The following is a 17053-nucleotide window of genomic DNA, read 5'->3' as shown; positions in this document are numbered from 1 at the left end:
CGCGAACGTTCCTTACCGCTCGAGATTTCGCGAGAATTTCGGGAGTTAAGGAACGTTCGCCGAAGCGAAAAGGGCAGGTCAGCCCTTGGCGGCGGATCGGCCTGCACGGCGGCCATAGAAGCTGCCGTCACCAAGAGATATGCCGCTGGCGTACCCCCACGCGGCTACGCCGGCGGTGCAACGGCCCGCCCCGTAGAGGCCGGGGATTGGGTTACCGCTGACATGCAGCACCTCGCCGTCGAGCGAGGTCTGCAGGCCGCCGAGGGTGAAGCCTCCGCAGCTGGCGCGCATGTCAATGGCTCCGACGGGAGAACCGATGGGGCGCAACCACTCTGGCTTCTTGTGCAACAGCGGATCCTCACCGCGGGCGGCGGCGTCGTTGTACGCGCTGACTGTGGCCTGCAGTGACCCGGTCGGTAGGCCGATCTCTTGCTCGAGTTCCGCGACCGTCTCACATACCCATGTCGCAGGGCGTTTGAGAAATGGTGTGGCGGAGGTGGCGGCGTTCGCCTCCTCCTGCGCATCGCCGTCGATGATCAGATACGCAGTGTCGTCCTGGTGGTAGAGCGTGAGCTGCCCGATGCGCCCGGAGTACATGTCCTCGGGCACATAGCGCTGCCCGCGCCCGTTGACGAGGATGCCGCGTGCCGTCTGCTGCGGGTCGATCAGAAACGCGACCTCGGTGGCGTCCATATGCGCGAGGTCAGCCCCCAGTGCCTGCGCCATCCGGATCGCGTGACCGTCATGCTGTTCGATCGATGCTGCCGGTCGGCCCGCGATCCGGGGCGCGTACTGCGCGACCATCGCGTCGTTGTAGGCAAAGCTGCCGGCCGCCAGGACGACGCCCCGTCGTGCGCGGACTGCGAAGGACTTGCCGTATTGACGGGCGATCAGCCCGGCCACGCGGCCGTCGGACTCCACGGCCAGCGACGCCACGCGGGTGTCATAGAGCGATCGCACGCCGGCGGCGACCCCAGTCTCTACGAGTGGCTTCATCAGCATGTAGCCGCCGCTCTTCTCACCGGCGCGCTTATCGGACATCTGCGGGATGTGGCCGCGCGGAGCCGGTTCGGCGATCGTGTTGAACGGGAACGCGTTCTCCCCGCCGGTGAACATCAGTCCCTGATCGGCCGGTGGCTCCCAGCCTGGCTCGCCCCAGAACTCTGGTTTGAAAGGCACGCCGCATCCGACCAGCCAGTCGAAATGGGCAACACTGCCCTCGCAATAGTCTGCGATGCGATTCTGGTCGGCCCCGGGACCCATCGCCACATTGAGAAAGGCGGCCATGTTGTCGACGGAATCATCGAAGCCGCACGCCTTTTGGATCGGTGTGCCGCCGCCGAGGTAGATGAACCCGCCAGCCATCGCCGCTGCGCCGCCCCAAGACCCAGTGCGTTCGAGCACCAGAACATCGGCTCCGCCGCGCGCAGCCTCCACCGCGGCTGCGGCGCCCGCTATGCCGTAACCGACTATTACGACATCGGCTTCGTGGTCCCAGTCGCTCACCGACGACACGGAGACGGGGATGAGGTCGTTGTCTGTCATGGCCGCATGGCCGCTGGCAGGTCGGATACCCATTCGTGGCCCCAATAGCTGTCGGCGGTGATTTCCTCTGCGGTGTAATACGTTTCGTCGACCCGCATACCATCGGTGCCGAACTCGATGTCCCAGTCGCCCGGCGCGCGGACGTAGAACGACACCATCTTGTCGTTGGTGTGCCTGCCCAATGTGGAGGACAACTGAAAGCCGTCCTTGTTGACCCGGTCCAGCGCCTGCCCGACCGCGTCCAGGCTGTCGACCTCAACCATCAGATGAATGAGGCCGGGGTCGCGCAGAGTCATCGCCGGGCAGATCGCCAGGCTGTGGTGGCGTTGGTTGAGGCCGAGGAAACGGACGCGGAGGGGGCCGAATTCCGGCGGAGTCGGGACCCGGAACGCACCGCGGGACACGAAACCCAATACTTCTGTGTAGAACTGGAATAGCCCGGGCACATCGAGGGCAGGCAGCACGACGTGGCCCAGCCCCTGCGCGCCGGTGACGAACTTGGCGCCGAACGGAGTCACCACCGGGCTGTGATCCAACACAGCGCCGTGAAAGACCTCAGTCGACGTGCCCGCTGGATCGTCGAACGCAATGACCTCCTCGACGCGACGCGCGTCGGCCTCGGTCTGCGAAAGTTCCTTGACCGGCATACCCGCTTCGCCTAGCGCTGCCTTCACCCGTTCCAACGCCGCGTGATCGCGAACCTCCCAGCCGACGGTGACGATCTTGTCGGTTTCCCCGGGCACCACGATGATTCGCGCGGCGCGTTCGTCCATGCGTAGATACAGCGCATCCTCGTCGGGGCCCGAACCCTTGGCGAAGCCGAGAACGTCGAATGCGAACTGTCGCCACCGTGCCATGTCGGTCGCCTGAACCTTGACGTACCCAAGGCTTTTCAGATCACTCATCGACAAAATCCCTAAATCCTCAAATCATCGCCCGCAACGGACCCTGCGGATCGATGCCCAGCGAGCTGAGCGCGGAGGCGTGGTACACGGTGCCTGGCACGTGGATGGCATGTGCCATACCGGCGTGCGCATCGCGCCAATACCGTTGCAGCGGCTTGTCCATTCGCAGCGCATTGCCGCCGGAGCGGGCGAAGATCTCGTCGACCGCGGACACCGCCCGCCACACGGCCCGCACCTGGGTGCGCCGGCCCGCGGCGCGGTCGGCGAAAGTCACTTCGGCGCCTGAGTCGACGATGTCGAAGATGCGGTCGACATTGGCGAGGATCTCCTGGCGGGCGGCGTTGATGTCGGCCGCCGCCTCGCCGACGCCATACATGACGTACGGATCATCTTTGATGGCAGTGCCGTTGGCGCCAACGCGCTCGCGCTGATAGTCCAGGTGCGCGGCAAGAGCACCTTCACAGATGCCAATAGTGGCCGAGCTGATTCCCAGCGGGAACATCGTCGACCAAGGCATCTTGTAGAGGGTCTTGGTCATGCCGGCCTCGATTTGGGCGGTGCCATCCATGACCTTCATGGCGTCCATCGTTCGATACGCCGGAACGAACGCATCCTTGACGATGATGTCCTTCGACCCGGTGCCCCGCAGGCCCACCACGTTCCACGAGTCCGGGACGATCTCGTAGTCCTTGCGCGGCAAGATCATGTGCAGCATCTGGGGCGGCATCAACGGCTTGCCATCGTCGTCGCCGAGCATGGCGCCCAAAAAGATCCAATCGCATGCGTCGGTGCCGGAGCTGAACTGCCAGCGACCGTTGAAGATATACCCACCCTCGACCGGCCGAGCCACGCCCTGGGGGGCGTAGGGCGAGGCGACCCACGTGTCGATGTCGTCGGCCCATATTTCCTCGGCGACGCGTGGATCGGCGTAAGCCAGCTGATAGGGATGCACCCCGACCACGCCGTTGATCCAGCCGGCTGCCGGGTCGAGGGCCGCGGTGGCCATCACCGTCTCCGCGAACTCGCGGGGATGGACCTCTAGTCCGCCGTGCTTCTCGGGCTGTAGCAAGCGGATCGAGCCGATCGATTTCATACTCTTGACGGTGGCGTCGGGCAGCTGCCCGATCTTCTCGGCCTCGACCGCCATTTCCTTGAACTGGTCCGCCAGGTCCATCACCCGGTCGAGTACGCGCTCGCTCATTCGCTCTGTCCTAACTGTCTGGGCGTGGTTAATGGTCTACCGCAGGTGATGGCCGAACCGGGGCCAATCCCGGTCAGCGGACTCAATCCAGGCCTAATACTCGATGTGGACATCGTCGCTCACCGGCCGGGCCTGGCATCCGAGAATGAGCCCATCGGCGAGGTCCGAAGGCTCGAGGATGTCGCAGCGGTCCATGTCGACCTCACCGGAGACCACGGTGGCAACGCACGAGCCGCAGTGCCCTTCCCGGCAGGAGTGAGGGACATCGATTCCCGCATCGAGCATGGTGTCGACCAGGCTCTTGTCACGCGCCCAGCGGAGGCTGTGGCGGGTGCCATCCAGATCGACCTCGGCTCTGGCGTCGACTCGGGTGTCGCTTGATCCGACGGAGGTCATGGGGCGAGTTTGGTCAGGGGATCCGCCGATGCCGGCAGCCGCGCCCGATGACTGGGAGAACGCCGTCACGGCGTCCAGTCACCGGGAAACCAGAGGGGTGAATGCGCCGTCACGACCTAGCGTGGCGTCGTGACCGTCTCGGCAGATCCGCAGCAGCCCGTCATCGATGCCGTCGTGGTCGGCGCGGGATTCGCCGGCCTTTACGCGTTGCACAAGTTGCGCTCACAAGGGCTCGCGGTACGGGTGTTCGAGGCGGCTCCCGACGTTGGCGGCACGTGGTACTACAACCGTTATCCCGGTGCCCGGTGCGACGTCGAAAGTGTCGATTACTGCTACTCGTTCTCCGACGAGCTGCAGCAGGCGTGGACGTGGACCGAGAAGTATGCGACCCAGGCCGAGATTCTGCAGTACCTGAGATGGGTCGCGGACAAACTCGACCTCCGGCCCGACATCACCTTCGGCACGCGGGTCACCGCGGCGGTCCTCGACGAGAGCACGCTGCACTGGACGGTCAGCACCGACAGTGGTGAAGTTGTCACCGCGCGGTTCTGCATCATGGCGACCGGTCCACTCTCGGCGGCCATGACACCCGAGTTCGCCGGCCTGGACACGTTCGCCGGCGAGCTCTACCACACAGCGCAATGGCCCCATGAACGCGTGGACTTCACCGGCAAGCGCGTCGCGGTCATCGGCACGGGATCCTCTGGCATTCAGTCGATTCCTGTGATAGCCGAACAGGCCAAGGCGCTCTACGTCTTCCAGCGCACACCGAACTACAGCGTCCCCGCGGGCAACAAACCGCTTACGGACGCCGATATCGCCGCATACAAGGCGAACTACGACGAGCGACGGCGACTGTCCTGGCGAAGCGGCGGCGGCTCACCGCATCTGGCGCATCCCAAACTGACGATGGAGGCTTCCCCCGAGGAGCGGCGCGAGGCGTTCGAGACGCGTTGGCAGCTCGGCGGTGTGCTGTTTTCCAAGACCTTCTCCGATCAGATGATCGATCCGGTGGCCAACGATGAGGCAAGGAAGTTCTACGAGGAAAAGGTCCGCGCTGTCATCGACGACCCAGAGGTCGCCGATCTGTTGATACCGAACGATCATCCCATCGGCACCAAGCGAATCTGCACCGACACCAATTACTTCCAGACATTCAACAAGCCCCACGTGGAACTTGTCAGCGTGCGCAGGACGCCGATCGACTCGATCGATGCGAAGGGAATCAACACCAGCGACGCGCATTACGATGTCGACGCGATCGTGCTGGCAACGGGGTTCGACGCGATGACGGGGGCGCTGGCCAACATCGGCATCGTCGGTCGCGGTGGGGAAGCGCTGCGCGACGACTGGGCGGATGGCCCGCGAACGTATCTCGGGTTGGGTGTGGACGGCTTTCCCAACCTGTTCTTGGTATCCGGTCCCGGGGCACCCGCGGTGCTGGCCAACATGGTGCTGCATGCCGAGGCGCACGTCAATTGGATAGCTGACTGCATCACATACCTGGATGCGCACGATTGCACCGCAATCGAGGCCACTTCGGACGCGGTGGACAACTGGATCGCCGAATGTGCCCAACGTGCCGACGCCACCCTGTTCCCCAAAGCCAATTCCTGGTACATCGGAGCCAACGTGCCGGGCAAGCCGCGAGTGTTCATGTTGTTCATCGGTGGATTCGCCGTCTATAACGATATCTGTGCCGAGGTCGCCGCCGCCGGCTACAAAGGCTTCAGCCTCGTCAAGGCGCCGTGATGTCCGGATTGCTCGACAAAGTGGTGCTGGTGACCGGTGCTGGTCGTGGGACGGGCCGTAGCCATTGTGAGCGATTCGCGGACGAGGGCGCCGACGTCATTGCGATCGACATTGCCTCCGCTGCAATGGATCTGGCAATCACGGCAGCCAAGGTCGAGAAACGCGGAAGGCGCTGTGTGACCGGCTTGGCCGACGTCTGCGACTTCGAAGCGCTGAGGGCGGCGGTTGCGAATGGGATTGCCGACCTAGGTCGGGTGGACGTCGTCATCGCCAACGCCGGCATCCACACTGCGGGCGCGCCGACGTGGGAGCTCACCGAGGACGCGTGGCGCCGCACACTCGACGTCAACCTGACCGGTGTATGGCACACAGTGAAGGCGGCTGTGCCACACATCGGTGAAGACGGCGGCTCAGTGGTGATCATCAGCTCCACCAACGGTTTACGCGGGACCGCTAACACCGCGCACTACACCGCGAGCAAGCATGCGGTCGTGGGGCTGGCGCGCAGCCTCGCCAACGAACTCGGCCCGCGCAGGATTCGGGTGAACACCGTGCATCCCGGTGCGGTGGGCACGACGATGGCGCTCAACGAGGCGACCTACAGACGGCTGCGACCTGACTTGCCGAATCCGACCGCCGAGGATGCCGCCGAAATTCTGAAGGCGCGCAACCTGCTCCCCGTGCCTTGGGTGGAGCCGGTTGACGTCGCGAATGCAGTGGTGTTCTTGGCGTCTGACGACGCCCGTTACATCACGGGAACCCAGCTCGTCGTCGATGCCGGACTGACGCAGAAGACGACATGACAGGCCGCCTCATGGGAAAGATCGCGTTGGTCACCGGAGCGGCCCGCGGGATCCGGCGGGCCCAGGCCCTGCGGTTCGCCCAGGAGGGCGCCGACGTGATCGCGCTGGACATCTGTGAACCGGTCGATACCGTCGCCGTGCCGGCGTCGACAGCCGAGGACCTCGACGAGACCGCACGACTGGTTCGTGATGCCGGCGGTCGGATCGTCACCAACATCTCCGACGTTCGAGACGAAGATCAGCTGCGGTGGGCTGCCGAAGCTGGAGTGGAAGCATTCGGCGGCCTTGACATCGTCTGTGCGACAGCGGGTATCACGTCTCGTGGATTGGCGACGGAGTTGTCGGAGGCGGCATGGCAGACCATGCTTGATGTCAATCTCACCGGCGTCTGGCGAACGTGCAAGGTCACCGCACCACATCTCATCACCCGCGGATCCGGAGCAATAATCCTGGTGAGTTCGATCGCCGGGCTGCGTGGCCTGCTCGGTGTGGCGCACTACACCGCGGCCAAGCATGGTGTTGTCGGCCTGATGCGCAGTATCGCCAATGAGCTTGCACCACATGGCATCCGGGTCAACTCCGTGCATCCGACAAATGTCGACACACCGCTGATCCAGAATGCCGCAGTAGCGAGTGCGTTCCGGCCCGACCTCGACCGCGTACCAACTCGGGAGGAGTTCGCCGAAGCGGCCAGGACCATGAACATGCTCGACATCCCATGGGTGGAGCCGATCGATGTCGCGAACGCGTGCCTGTTTCTGGCGTCCGACGAGGCGCGCTATATCACCGCGGCCACACTGCCGGTAGACGCCGGCGCGACGCAGAGACAGGAGAATCGATGGCGGATTTGACGAAGTACGGGCCGTGGGCGGTGATTGCCGGTGGCCCTGAGGGCGTCGGAGCCGAGTTCGCCAGGATGCTCGCCGAGGAGGCTTCAACTTGGTACTGGTCGCGCGCAAGCCAGGGCCATTGGAAGACGTCGCCGGGCACTGCCGCGATCTCGGCGCGCAGGTGCGCGCACTGACTCTGGATCTGCTTGACGTCGAATCGGTTTCGCAGATAGTAGCTGCTACCTCCGGCCTGGATGTCGGGCTCTTGATCTACAACGCGGGCGCCAGTACTTGCAACGAACCGTTTCTGGAGGCGGACCTGGCGCAGTTCCAGAGGGTTACCGACCTCAACGTCACTCGCATGCTGGAGCTGGTGCAGCATTACGGCCGTGCCATGGTGAACCGTGGTCGGGGCGGCATCGTGCTGGTCGGCTCGCTGTCGGGCTATATGGGTGCGGTGCGGCATTCGATTTACGCCGGTGCCAAGGCGTTTAGCCGGATGTTCGCCGAAAGCCTGTGGTTGGAGCAGTTGCGTATATAGGTATGCGGATCGGACTGTCCACGCCCATCGTCGTGCAAGTCCCCGGGGTGGCGTCTCGCTGGGAGTCTACTGCGACCATCCACGACCTCGCCCGAATCGCGAGGGTTGCGGACGACCTCGGTTATGACCACCTGAGCTGCTCGGAGCACGTCGCGATCCCGCGGGTCGATGCCGACATCCGTGGCGCGGTGTACTGGGATCCGTTGGCCACGTTTGGTTTTCTCGCGGCGCACTCACAACGCATCAAACTGGCGACGGCCGTGCTGGTACTCGGTTACCACCACCCGCTCGAGATCGCCAAGCGCTACGGCACCCTGGACAGTGTCAGCGGTGGACGGCTGATCTTGGGACTCGGAATCGGTTCGCTCAGACAGGAATTCGAGCTACTCAATGCGCCCTGGGAAGCGCGCGCCGCCCGCGCCGACGACGCGATCGCGGCCATCCGGGCGTCGATGTCCACCTCGACTCCGCGGTATCGTGGACGGTTCTACCAGTATGAGGACGTGATCGTCGAACCGTGCGCGCAGCAGGACCGCGTGCCGATCTGGGTCGGCGGCAGGTCTGCTGCGTCACTGCGCCGCGCCGTCCGCCTCGCCGACGGGTGGATGCCGTTCGGGCTGACGAACGACCAGATCGCAAGAATGACGGCCGACATAGAGCTGCCAACGGATTTCGAGCTCGTTCTGGCCGCGCCAAAGGCCGTCGATCCTGACGGCAACCCGGCCAACGTGCGAAGTGCACTGCAGGCGCTGCGTGACGCCGGAGCCACCACAGTCACCTGTTCCGTGCGTGCCGAATCGGCAGACCATTATTGCGAACAACTCGAGCGGCTAATGGATATCGCCGCCGATATCGAGGAGAACATATGACGGATGACCTACACCTACGGCTACAGCGACTCGAAGACGAGCGTGAAATCGCCCGCCTCATCGCCTCTTACGGACCATCGGTCGATTCTGCCAACGCCGATTCCGCAGCAAACCTGTGGACGCAGGATGGGACGTACGACGTAGAGGGCTGGCGCATGGACAGCCGCGATGACGTTCACGCCATGGTGAGTTCGCAGTCCCACCGGGACCTGGTGGCCACCGGCTGCTGCCACTTTCTGGGACCATGCGTCATCACTGTCACAGGGAACACCGCAGTCGCGATGTGCGAGTCGCTGGTGCTGCTGCGCCGCGGCGATGAATACGTCGTATGGCGCGCCACTGCAAACCATTTCGAACTGGACCGCCTCGATGCGGGATGGAAGATCGTTGCTCGCACCAGCCGCCTGCTCAACGGAAATCCAGAGGCACACGGCCTTCTGCGGGCCGGACTGGCCGGTGAGCGGGCGACGCTGTAGCGCTAGCGTGTCAGAAAGGCTAGCACCGTACTCTCGAACGCCTCCTTGGCCTCGATCATCGCCCAGTGCCCGCAGTTGGGGAAGACGTGCAGTTCGGCGTTCGGGATCGTCCGCATCGGGATCAGTGCCATGTCCAACGGGCTCACGCGGTCGTCACGGCCCCAGGTAAGGAGCGTCGGCGCGGCCACCTTGTGCATCTGCGCCCATGGCATCGGCACATCGGCGGTCTTCATCATCGCCATCATCTGCGCGAACGCCGCCTTGCCGTACATCCGGCGCGCCGATGCCAACGTCTCTGGATCGGTGGCGAGCTGCCAGCGCTCCTCAATCAGTTGCTCCGTGACCAGACTCTGGTCGTACACCATTGAATTGAGCCAGTCGACGAGGCGCTGCCGCGTCGGGTCCTCAGTGAACGCCTGAAGCAGCCGAATCCCCTCACTGGGGCCGGGGCTGAAGATGTTGGTACCGATGCCGCCAATCGTCACCAGCTTGCCGATGCGGTCGGGGTGGTGGATGGCGAAGTTGATGCCTACCCCGCCGCCCATCGAATTTCCGACGATGTCCACGCGCTCGACACCGAGGGCATCGAGGAACGGGGCGACTGCTCCCTGAGCTGTGACCATCGGATGCCCGCCGAAGTCATCACTGACGCCGAAACCGGGAAATTCCAGGATCAAGCAGCGGAACCGATCGGCGAACGTGGGCAGCACGCCTCGGAAGTTGCGCCAGCCCGTCACACCGGGCCCCGAGCCGTGCAAGAACAACAGCGTGGAGCCCGCGCCGGCGTCGTAGTACCGCAGGACGCCTGCTGGAGTGGTGATTTCACGAAGGCCCTGCTCGACGGCGGCGGCGAGTTCGGATGAGCGAGTCACCTGGCCAGCCTGCCACGCCCGAACCGACCGACGCTGCGGTGTTCCGCTGACTGGGCCTCCCATTAATCGGGACGCTCTTCGGTTACACCATTTCACGCGCGCCCACAACGCCGAATTCGTTGGTGATTCAGTCGGCGGCGTCGACGTGAAGTCAATCGCCGGGCAGCCGTCCCTATAGAAGTGACGAAGGGGCACCCCTTGTGGGGGTGCCCCTTGCGTTTTGGGCGATCTACTTCACGTCGACGTAGACCGTCTTGTCGGTGACGGTGGTTTGCAAGCTGTCACCGGGGTTTCCGGAATCCGTCCGGCTGTAGGTCTGACCGTGCCGCACCGCGACCACGGTTGCCTGGTCCAACGGCGTCGTGCCGACGCGGTTGACGATCACGTTGTAGCCGTCGGCCTGCAGCTGGTTGATGGTGTCCTGGGCGTTGCCCGGACCGGTGGGAGCGGCGTTCGCCGGTGCGGCCAGGCCAAGGATCGCGGCGGTCAATCCGCCCGCGATTAGAGTTGCGAATCCGAAGTTCTTCATTGGGGTGCCCTCATCTTTTCGTGCTTCTTCATTTGTTTCGGTTCGCTGCAGCTGACCACTTCAACTCTCAAGATCACGGCTTTAATTCCACTGGCAGGATTTGAACTGCAGTTGGCAGTAATAAATCTGTTGACGCCGTGCCTGCTTGAGAGGACGCGATCGCGACCTGCTGGCATGATCATCCGATGGTGCTCAGCCCCGCCGCATCGGCCACCGTCCACCGGCTTCCCGCGATTCCGTCGACCGTGCACTGGGGCTACTTCGACCCACGTCTCGAGCCGGTCTTGACCGTCGCCCCCGGCGATTTGGTGTCCATCGAGACGCTGACCCACCACGCAGGGGACGCGCCTGATCTGCTGATGGACGCGGGCATCACCGATATTTTCGACCGCATCACCGACCGCGGCCCGGGTCCGCATCTGCTTACCGGCCCGATCGCCGTCGACGGTGCCCGTCCCGGCGACGTGTTGCAGGTCGACATCCTCGAGGCCACCCCGCGACTGCCCTACGGCTCCAACCTCGCGGCGCACTGGGGCTATCTCTACGGAGAGATCCCCGTGGAACGTGTCACGGTCTACGAACTCGACGCCCACGCCAGCCTGGGCCGAGCGCTGTTCGGCTACGACTGGACCGCGACGCCGCTGGCCAACGAACCCGGCACGATCGTCAGCCCTGACCCGGACGCACGCCAGCCAGCACTTCCCGGCGTGGTCGTGCCTCTGCGCCCGCATTTCGGCACCATGGGCGTCGCGCCTGCCGCGCCGGAGCGGGTGTCGTCGGTGCCCCCCGGTGATCACGGCGGCAACGTCGACAACTGGCGCATCGGTGCGGGCGGGACGATGTATTACCCGGTGCAGGTGCCTGGCGCGCTGCTGTCCATCGGTGACCCGCACGTATCCCAGGGCGACGGCGAAATCAGCGGAACCGCGCTTGAAGCATCGCTGAATGGATTGCTGCGCTTGACAATTCGTCGTGACCTGCCGTTCACCGTCCCCGTCCTCGAGACAGCGACCGAGTTGTTGGTGCACGGCTTCGGCGACACCCTCGACGAGGCGATGAAGACCGCGGCGTTGCGCACCCACGCGATTCTGCAGAACTATCTTGGGCTTTCGCGCGCCGACGCATACTCATTCATGTCCGTCGCCGCCGATTTCACGGTCACCCAGGTGGTGGATCAGCGTCAGGGCGTGCATGGCCGCATCGACAAGCGCTGCTTTCCGCGCTGGGCGGAGATATCTGCATGAGCGACAACGGGATTCGCTCGTTCACGTTCACTCCCGCCGACGGAGTGCCGCCGGCTGTCGCGCCGTTCGCCCACGCCACTGCCGCAGGTCCCACGTTGTACGTGACCGGCCAAATGCCGACCGACGTCACCGGTGCCCTCGTCGGCGATTACGTCGCGATCCAGACCGACCAGGTGCTGCGTAATCTGATGCGCGTCACCGAATTGTGCGGCGGGGGACTGGCCGACGTCGTCTCGGTGCGCGCCTACCTTCTCGACTGGAACGACTACGGCGCGTTCAACGCCGCCTACGCGGCCTGGTTCGGTGACCGGCTGCCATCACGGACGTGTGTCGGCGTCAGCGGGCTCGCCGTGGGTGCTCTTGTCGAAATCGATTGGGTGTGCTGGCGAAGCGACGGTTGGGGGACCACAATCGGGTCATAGGGTCCGTCGAGGAGGACACCATGACCATCCTCTACACACTTGCAGCGGCCGGGGCCGCCGGAATTGGCCTGCTGTGGGCAGCGCTGCAGAACATCCGGGTGATCAAGCAGTTCGAACGCGGCGTCGTCTATCGCTTCGGCCGGGTGCAAAGCCGCGTCCGCCCCCCGGGATTGACGATGTTGATCCCCATCGTCGACCGCCTGCAGAAGGTGAACATGCAGATCATCACGCTGCCGGTGCCCGCGCAGGACGGCATCACCCGCGACAACGTGACCGTCCGCGTCGACGCCGTCATCTACTTCAAGGTGGAGGATCCGGTGCGCGCGGCGGTCGATGTGCAGGATTACATGTCAGCGGTCGCGCAAGTCGCGCAGACGTCGCTGCGGTCGATCATCGGCAAGAGCCTCCTGGACGACCTGCTGTCCAACCGGGAGCGGCTCAACCAAGGCCTCGAGTTGCTGATCGACAGCCCGGCTCTGGGCTGGGGCATCCACATCGACCGCGTCGAGATCAAGGACGTCGTGCTGCCCGACTCGATGAAGCGCTCGATCGCCCGGCAGGCCGAGGCCGAGCGCGAGCGACGGGCCCGCGTCATCACCGCCGACGGAGAACTGCAAGCGTCTGAGAAATTGGCCCAGGCCGCCGAGGTGATGTCCGTGGAGCCGGCGGCTCTGCAGCTTCGCCTGCTGCAGACGGTGGTCGAGGTCGCCGCCGAGAAGAACTCGACGCTCATCTTGCCGTTCCCGGTCGAGTTGCTGCGATTCCTGGAGCGCTCGACACCGGAGAAGGACGACAAGGCTGCCGACCCCGAGACGCCCGAACTGACGGCGCCCACGGTGCCAGACGACGCACGCGGCATCGAGCTCAACGGGCCCGTGGTGGGCCGCGGCCAAAACGCTTAGTGCGCGCAGACCTTTGGGGCATGATCACCCCATGCCCCTGGACGCCGACTCGGTTGACCGCTGGATCGCCGAGTACCTCGGCACCTTCGCGGCATGTGCGCGAGGCGAGGTCGACATGGCCACGTTGCTGCCCTACTACGGCGTGCCATTGATTTTCACCAGTGCCGATGGCGTCACCACTGTGATGACCGATGACGAGGCCGCGGCGGTGATACAGAGCCTGATCGACGGCCTGCGTGCGAATGGTTATCACCGCACGGAAGTGCTGCACCCCGAGGTGACGATGCTCAATTCGAGCTCGGCGGTATATCGCGCAGCCATGTCACGCCGCAACAGCCAGAACGAGGAAATCGACTGTCCCACCGTCACTTATATCGTGACTGACGACGTGGCCGGGCCGCGGATCGTGCTGCTGGCCGCTGGCTAGAGCGGCGCGCGCTCGGTGGGTGAAGCCGCATCGAGCGCGGCCGGTGTAGCCAGGTTCAGCTCGACGACCATGGATTCCAATGCAGCGCTCCAGCTTTCGTAATAGGGACGCTGCGGTGCTCTTGCGATTTCGGCCATCAGCCGGTGGCGAAAGGCGTCCCACGGCAGCCCAAGTTTGTCGGTTAACGCCACCGCGATCGCCAAAGCCCTTGCCTGCCACGGTGCTTCGAACACAAGCTCGCCGTTGTCGCGGGGCAACGACGCGTCGTCGAGACCATTCGTCATAACCGTTGCACGCCAATCATCGAGTCGCGGGTCACCACGCCGGCGAGTTGCTTCTCGGACATGCCCTCGGTGCCGTCCGGGCGCATCGGCAACACCAAATAGCGCGCCTCGGCGCTGGAGTCCCACACCTGGATCTCGACGTCGGCCGGGATGTCCGTGCCCAGCTCGGCGAGCAGCTGGCGCGGTTCCCGGACGGCCCGTGAGCGGTAGGCAGGCGCCTTGTACCACTTCGGCGGCAGCCCGAGAATCGGCCACGGATAGCAGGAGCACAGCGTGCACACCACGAGATTGTGGACCTGCGGGGTGTTTTCGACCACGACGATGTACTCGCCTTCGGGGCCCTCGAAGCCGAGTTCTTTGATCGCAGCTGTGCCGTCCGCGCGGAGGCGCTGCTTGTAGTCCGGGTCGGACCACGCGCGGGCGACGACTTTGGCGCCGTTCATCGGACCGAGGTTGTCCTCGAAGTGCGCAACGATCTGGTCGAGCGTGTCGATGTCGAGCACACCCTTTTCCACCAATACCGGCTCGATCGCGGCGACGCGCGCCTCGATCGGCGCCAGTTCTGTGGGGTGATGGGGGTCGGTCGTCATTGCGGATCCTCGAGGTAGCGCTCGAACAGGTTGACGCACACGACTTCGCCGTCGGCGCCGGCCTCGCCCCACAGCTCGCGGGACGTGAAGCGGACGGCGTAGAGCGGGTCGGCGACGGATCCGCCACCGTGGGCCGCGATGTCGTCGATGTCGAACGCGCCGTCGACGCGGACCACGGTGCCACGCCTGCCCTGCACGTAGCGAGGCGCCCGGGTGTGTCCCGGCGGATGCCATTCCCGAACCCGGACTTCGTCGCCGACGGCGTAACGCGGGGTCTCGTGGGGCGTGAGGTCATCGGGCAGCACACCGCGATCAGGTGCGGACAGGGGGAAGCGCCCGCCGGCGCGGCGGTCGAGGTCGTCTTGCGTTGTGAAGCCCGCCTCTACGGCCATGGTCGCGGCGCCGGTCAGCCAGTGCTCGTAGTACGGCGACGACAAGTAGTGTTCGGGAACCATCCGCTCGATCGAATGCCGGAATGTTCCCCCTGACGGGTTCTGACTCGCGAGCCACCCGATCATCAGCCGAAACGCGCGCCGCTCCCATTCTTCGTCGAACAGCGACTCGGACGCCGTGTGCTCGACGGGGCCGAACCCGTCGAGGCCGCCGAGGTCGTGCACGCCGTCCACGTCGTGAATCGTATGGCGACCGATACGGTGAAGATCGAACTTTGCGATGCCTCGGTCCGTATCTATGGGGTGCGCGTCCACCTCAGGTCCTCTGTCATCGTCGGCGCTGCGATGATCGGAATCGGCGCGCTTGCCGCTGCCCCGATGGCGCCACCACCGCAGCCGCACGCACCGCCGACCGTATCGCGCGAGGTGGCTCTGACGGCCGCGCCTGGACTCGGCGCGATCCCACTGGCCTTCATCCGCAATCAGTTTCAGTACTGCAGCCTCATCTGCCCGCATGCCGTCGAGGGTGCGATCACCGTGCCGCTTGCTGCGGCGCAGGTTCCGTCGACGTTCCTTGGCGCCCTGGTTTCGACGGGCTCGCCGCTACAGGCTCTTGGCGCAGCCGCCGCATCCGTTACCGGTCCGGCGAACGCCGCGGTGACACCGTTGATCAACAACGATGTATTTCTGGTGGTGCCCAAGGCATTTCATGCACTCGACGTAGCCGTCGTCGCGGCCACCAATGTGGGCGCGGCGGTGTTGACGCCCGGTGAATTCCTGCAGGCCGTCCAGACCGGACGCACCAACATTCTCAACGCCCTCAATCAGCCCGTCGGCACGCCGACGACACCGACCGGCGCCAGGAACATCGTGCAGGTGGTGGCGGTCTCCGCGATTGACGTCACAACTGCGGTCGCGTTCCAGGCCGGTGAGCTGGTGCTGTCGGGCGCGGTGCAGATCGCGGACGCGTCGGCGCAGGCGCTGGCGCGCTCGGGTAATCCGGCGGCCGCGCTGGCTGCAGGCGCGGCGGAAGCGCGGCAGGTGGCCGCGACCGCGGGCGCGCCGGTTGTCTCGGCGGTCGATACCGCGGTGACGAACATCCGGAACTCGCTGCACGACCCGTTCCCCGCGACAACGAAGACAACGGCGCCGTCGACGAGCGTGGGATCGGTGCACACGGACAGCCAAAAACCGCGCATCAAACCAACACTCACCCCGAAGCGAACTACCTCAACGGCTTCCACGGACCACACGGACCACCGCCGGGCAGACAGCAAGTACGACCGTCGCGATGCAAAATCGCGTTAGTCGGGAACCGGGAACACCCGCTTCAACCGGTCAGCGAGTGCCGTGTCGCCGGTGAGGCGTACCCGTCCACTCGCAAGCGCGTCATCGATCGCGCCGTCGGGATTCAGCAGCGCAAGCAGCGAGGCCTCGTCGGTGTCGAGAACGAGATCGGGGTTGTCTGCATCCCCTCGCGTGATCTCCAAATGGCCGTCGGCGATGCGGACATCGAAATGCGAGTCCCCGAACGACAATCCGATGGTCGCGGTCAGGCCATCTGCCGCGCGCGCGTCGAATCGCGTCTTCAGTGACAACATCAGCGAGTCCGGCCCTAGCGGCAGGTCGTAGCGCATCAACGGCGACCTGTGAAGCCAGTGCGCCAGTTCGAGGATGATCGGCTCGAGTTCGGTGCCCCACTTCGTCAGCTCGTATACCCAGGCGCTGACCGGCGGGCCGAGCCGACGCCGACGCACGACGCCTGCCTCGCCGAGATCGCGCAGCCGCTGGGTGAGCACGTCGGAACTGACGCCCTGCAGCCCCGACAACAGGTCGGTGAAGCGCTTGGGGCCGAGCACCAACTCCCGGACGACTAGCAGTGCCCATCGTTCCCCGATCACATCGAGCGCTTGCGCGATCGCGCAACCGTCCTCGTACTTTCGTCGACCGACCATGAGAAGCAGTCTAGCAGCAAAAATAGGACAATCAAATTTGATACTTGGAATTTCCAAGTACTGTTGTTAGGGTCAGTTTGCAGGCCCCGTCGGGCCTGGTCCACCAAAACCACCAGAG

At 64.8% G+C, this 17053-nt stretch carries 20 protein-coding genes and 1 pseudogene; 11 read left to right on the top strand and 10 right to left on the bottom strand.

Annotated elements, in window-relative coordinates:
• Window positions 1-78 precede the first annotated feature (78 nt).
• The 4 genes from MYCSM_RS20045 to MYCSM_RS20030 form a co-directional block, all read right to left on the bottom strand.
• Window positions 79-1545 (bottom strand): FAD-dependent oxidoreductase, encoded by a 1467-nt coding sequence (locus tag MYCSM_RS20045; protein ID WP_015307988.1) that lies wholly within the window; start codon window positions 1543-1545, stop codon window positions 79-81.
• Window positions 1542-2450, bottom strand: coding sequence for a biphenyl-2,3-diol 1,2-dioxygenase (bphC, locus tag MYCSM_RS20040; protein ID WP_015307987.1), 909 nt, complete (start codon window positions 2448-2450; stop codon window positions 1542-1544). Before bphC ends, MYCSM_RS20045 begins: the two co-directional genes overlap by 4 nt.
• A 19-nt stretch (window positions 2451-2469) precedes the next feature.
• Complete coding sequence (locus tag MYCSM_RS20035) at window positions 2470-3651, bottom strand: acyl-CoA dehydrogenase family protein (protein ID WP_015307986.1); 1182 nt, start codon at window positions 3649-3651, stop codon at window positions 2470-2472.
• A gap of 93 nt (window positions 3652-3744) precedes the next feature.
• A complete protein-coding gene (locus MYCSM_RS20030; RefSeq protein WP_015307985.1) occupies window positions 3745-4047 on the bottom strand; it encodes a 2Fe-2S iron-sulfur cluster-binding protein in 303 nt (100 codons plus the stop codon).
• A gap of 129 nt (window positions 4048-4176) precedes the next feature.
• Between MYCSM_RS20030 and MYCSM_RS20025 the strand changes: the two genes are divergently transcribed.
• The 6 genes and pseudogenes from MYCSM_RS20025 to MYCSM_RS20000 all read left to right on the top strand — a co-directional run bounded on the left by MYCSM_RS20025 (window position 4177) and on the right by MYCSM_RS20000 (window position 9318).
• Complete coding sequence (locus MYCSM_RS20025; protein WP_015307984.1) at window positions 4177-5799, top strand: flavin-containing monooxygenase; 1623 nt, start codon at window positions 4177-4179, stop codon at window positions 5797-5799.
• Window positions 5799-6602, top strand: a complete 804-nt coding sequence (locus tag MYCSM_RS20020; protein WP_015307983.1) for a mycofactocin-coupled SDR family oxidoreductase — start codon at window positions 5799-5801, stop codon at window positions 6600-6602. Before MYCSM_RS20025 ends, MYCSM_RS20020 begins: the two co-directional genes overlap by 1 nt.
• Window positions 6599-7453 (top strand): mycofactocin-coupled SDR family oxidoreductase, encoded by an 855-nt coding sequence (locus MYCSM_RS20015; protein WP_015307982.1) that lies wholly within the window; start codon window positions 6599-6601, stop codon window positions 7451-7453. Before MYCSM_RS20020 ends, MYCSM_RS20015 begins: the two co-directional genes overlap by 4 nt.
• Window positions 7441-7958: pseudogene (locus MYCSM_RS20010) on the top strand (SDR family NAD(P)-dependent oxidoreductase); the annotation flags it as partial. The gene MYCSM_RS20015 and the pseudogene MYCSM_RS20010, both read left to right, overlap by 13 nt.
• Before the next feature lie 17 nt (window positions 7959-7975).
• A complete protein-coding gene (locus MYCSM_RS20005) occupies window positions 7976-8842 on the top strand; it encodes a TIGR03619 family F420-dependent LLM class oxidoreductase (protein ID WP_015307981.1) in 867 nt (288 codons plus the stop codon).
• Window positions 8839-9318, top strand: a complete 480-nt coding sequence (locus tag MYCSM_RS20000) for a nuclear transport factor 2 family protein (RefSeq protein ID WP_015307980.1) — start codon at window positions 8839-8841, stop codon at window positions 9316-9318. The genes MYCSM_RS20005 and MYCSM_RS20000 overlap by 4 nt, the downstream gene beginning before the upstream one ends.
• 2 nt (window positions 9319-9320) lie before the next feature.
• On the opposite strand, the gene MYCSM_RS19995 is transcribed toward MYCSM_RS20000, so the two are convergent.
• Both MYCSM_RS19995 and MYCSM_RS19990 read right to left on the bottom strand, forming a co-directional pair.
• Complete coding sequence (locus tag MYCSM_RS19995) at window positions 9321-10253, bottom strand: alpha/beta fold hydrolase (protein ID WP_015307979.1); 933 nt, start codon at window positions 10251-10253, stop codon at window positions 9321-9323.
• Window positions 10254-10419: 166 nt separating this feature from the next.
• Window positions 10420-10719 (bottom strand): hypothetical protein, encoded by a 300-nt coding sequence (locus tag MYCSM_RS19990; protein ID WP_015307978.1) that lies wholly within the window; start codon window positions 10717-10719, stop codon window positions 10420-10422.
• Between the two features lie 185 nt (window positions 10720-10904).
• Between MYCSM_RS19990 and MYCSM_RS19985 the strand changes: the two genes are divergently transcribed.
• From MYCSM_RS19985 to MYCSM_RS19970, 4 genes are read left to right on the top strand one after another with little or no spacing between them, the layout of a single operon-like run.
• Complete coding sequence (locus MYCSM_RS19985; RefSeq protein WP_015307977.1) at window positions 10905-11963, top strand: acetamidase/formamidase family protein; 1059 nt, start codon at window positions 10905-10907, stop codon at window positions 11961-11963.
• Window positions 11960-12385: a RidA family protein gene (locus tag MYCSM_RS19980; RefSeq protein ID WP_015307976.1), complete on the top strand. Its 426-nt coding sequence runs from the start codon at window positions 11960-11962 to the stop codon at window positions 12383-12385. The genes MYCSM_RS19985 and MYCSM_RS19980 overlap by 4 nt, the downstream gene beginning before the upstream one ends.
• 20 nt (window positions 12386-12405) lie before the next feature.
• The gene (locus MYCSM_RS19975) at window positions 12406-13287 is read left to right on the top strand and encodes an SPFH domain-containing protein (RefSeq protein ID WP_015307975.1); all 882 of its coding nucleotides are present in this window, start codon (window positions 12406-12408) and stop codon (window positions 13285-13287) included.
• A 31-nt stretch (window positions 13288-13318) separates the two neighbouring features.
• The gene (locus tag MYCSM_RS19970; protein ID WP_015307974.1) at window positions 13319-13714 is read left to right on the top strand and encodes a DUF6841 family protein; all 396 of its coding nucleotides are present in this window, start codon (window positions 13319-13321) and stop codon (window positions 13712-13714) included.
• Here MYCSM_RS19970 and MYCSM_RS19965 read toward each other — a convergent pair.
• From MYCSM_RS19965 to nthB, 3 genes are read right to left on the bottom strand one after another with little or no spacing between them, the layout of a single operon-like run.
• Window positions 13711-13998 carry a nitrile hydratase accessory protein gene (locus MYCSM_RS19965; RefSeq protein WP_015307973.1) on the bottom strand — a complete coding sequence of 96 codons (288 nt, stop codon included), beginning with the start codon at window positions 13996-13998 and terminating at the stop codon, window positions 13711-13713. The genes MYCSM_RS19970 and MYCSM_RS19965 overlap by 4 nt on opposite strands.
• The gene (gene nthA / locus MYCSM_RS19960) at window positions 13995-14588 is read right to left on the bottom strand and encodes a nitrile hydratase subunit alpha (RefSeq protein ID WP_015307972.1); all 594 of its coding nucleotides are present in this window, start codon (window positions 14586-14588) and stop codon (window positions 13995-13997) included. Before nthA ends, MYCSM_RS19965 begins: the two co-directional genes overlap by 4 nt.
• On the bottom strand, window positions 14585-15214 hold the full coding sequence (gene nthB / locus MYCSM_RS19955; protein ID WP_015307971.1) for a nitrile hydratase subunit beta: 630 nt from the start codon (window positions 15212-15214) through the stop codon (window positions 14585-14587). The genes nthA and nthB overlap by 4 nt, the downstream gene beginning before the upstream one ends.
• A 12-nt stretch (window positions 15215-15226) precedes the next feature.
• On the opposite strand from nthB, the gene MYCSM_RS19950 reads away from it, so the two are divergent.
• On the top strand, window positions 15227-16288 hold the full coding sequence (locus tag MYCSM_RS19950; RefSeq protein WP_198344959.1) for a hypothetical protein: 1062 nt from the start codon (window positions 15227-15229) through the stop codon (window positions 16286-16288).
• Here MYCSM_RS19950 and MYCSM_RS19945 read toward each other — a convergent pair.
• On the bottom strand, window positions 16285-16935 hold the full coding sequence (locus MYCSM_RS19945) for a winged helix-turn-helix transcriptional regulator (protein ID WP_015307969.1): 651 nt from the start codon (window positions 16933-16935) through the stop codon (window positions 16285-16287). The two genes, MYCSM_RS19950 and MYCSM_RS19945, sit on opposite strands and share 4 nt — an antisense overlap.
• Window positions 16936-17053 lie beyond the last annotated feature (118 nt).

This window comes from Mycobacterium sp. JS623, from assembly GCF_000328565.1.
Lineage (GTDB): Bacteria > Actinomycetota > Actinomycetes > Mycobacteriales > Mycobacteriaceae > Mycobacterium.
Note: the sequence above shows the minus strand (reverse complement) of the source record. Positions and strands in the feature narration are given on the sequence as shown.

Excerpts from the sequence above, each read along its gene's own strand:
- MYCSM_RS19985 (WP_015307977.1), top strand. The coding sequence starts at position 10,905 with ATGGTGCTCAGCCCCGCCGCATCGGCCACCGTCCACCGGCTTCCCGCG.
- MYCSM_RS20035 (WP_015307986.1), bottom strand. The coding sequence starts at position 3,651 with ATGAGCGAGCGCGTACTCGACCGGGTGATGGACCTGGCGGACCAGTTC.
- MYCSM_RS19995 (WP_015307979.1), bottom strand. The coding sequence starts at position 10,253 with ATGGGAGGCCCAGTCAGCGGAACACCGCAGCGTCGGTCGGTTCGGGCG.
- MYCSM_RS19990 (WP_015307978.1), bottom strand. The coding sequence starts at position 10,719 with ATGAAGAACTTCGGATTCGCAACTCTAATCGCGGGCGGATTGACCGCC.
- MYCSM_RS19945 (WP_015307969.1), bottom strand. The coding sequence starts at position 16,935 with ATGGTCGGTCGACGAAAGTACGAGGACGGTTGCGCGATCGCGCAAGCG.
- MYCSM_RS19980 (WP_015307976.1), top strand. The coding sequence starts at position 11,960 with ATGAGCGACAACGGGATTCGCTCGTTCACGTTCACTCCCGCCGACGGA.
- MYCSM_RS19975 (WP_015307975.1), top strand. The coding sequence starts at position 12,406 with ATGACCATCCTCTACACACTTGCAGCGGCCGGGGCCGCCGGAATTGGC.
- bphC (WP_015307987.1), bottom strand. The coding sequence starts at position 2,450 with ATGAGTGATCTGAAAAGCCTTGGGTACGTCAAGGTTCAGGCGACCGAC.
- MYCSM_RS20045 (WP_015307988.1), bottom strand. The coding sequence starts at position 1,545 with ATGACAGACAACGACCTCATCCCCGTCTCCGTGTCGTCGGTGAGCGAC.
- MYCSM_RS19965 (WP_015307973.1), bottom strand. The coding sequence starts at position 13,998 with ATGACGAATGGTCTCGACGACGCGTCGTTGCCCCGCGACAACGGCGAG.
- MYCSM_RS20030 (WP_015307985.1), bottom strand. The coding sequence starts at position 4,047 with ATGACCTCCGTCGGATCAAGCGACACCCGAGTCGACGCCAGAGCCGAG.
- nthA (WP_015307972.1), bottom strand. The coding sequence starts at position 14,588 with ATGACGACCGACCCCCATCACCCCACAGAACTGGCGCCGATCGAGGCG.
- MYCSM_RS19970 (WP_015307974.1), top strand. The coding sequence starts at position 13,319 with ATGCCCCTGGACGCCGACTCGGTTGACCGCTGGATCGCCGAGTACCTC.
- MYCSM_RS20015 (WP_015307982.1), top strand. The coding sequence starts at position 6,599 with ATGACAGGCCGCCTCATGGGAAAGATCGCGTTGGTCACCGGAGCGGCC.
- MYCSM_RS19950 (WP_198344959.1), top strand. The coding sequence starts at position 15,227 with ATGGCGACCGATACGGTGAAGATCGAACTTTGCGATGCCTCGGTCCGT.
- MYCSM_RS20000 (WP_015307980.1), top strand. The coding sequence starts at position 8,839 with ATGACGGATGACCTACACCTACGGCTACAGCGACTCGAAGACGAGCGT.
- MYCSM_RS20020 (WP_015307983.1), top strand. The coding sequence starts at position 5,799 with ATGTCCGGATTGCTCGACAAAGTGGTGCTGGTGACCGGTGCTGGTCGT.
- MYCSM_RS20005 (WP_015307981.1), top strand. The coding sequence starts at position 7,976 with ATGCGGATCGGACTGTCCACGCCCATCGTCGTGCAAGTCCCCGGGGTG.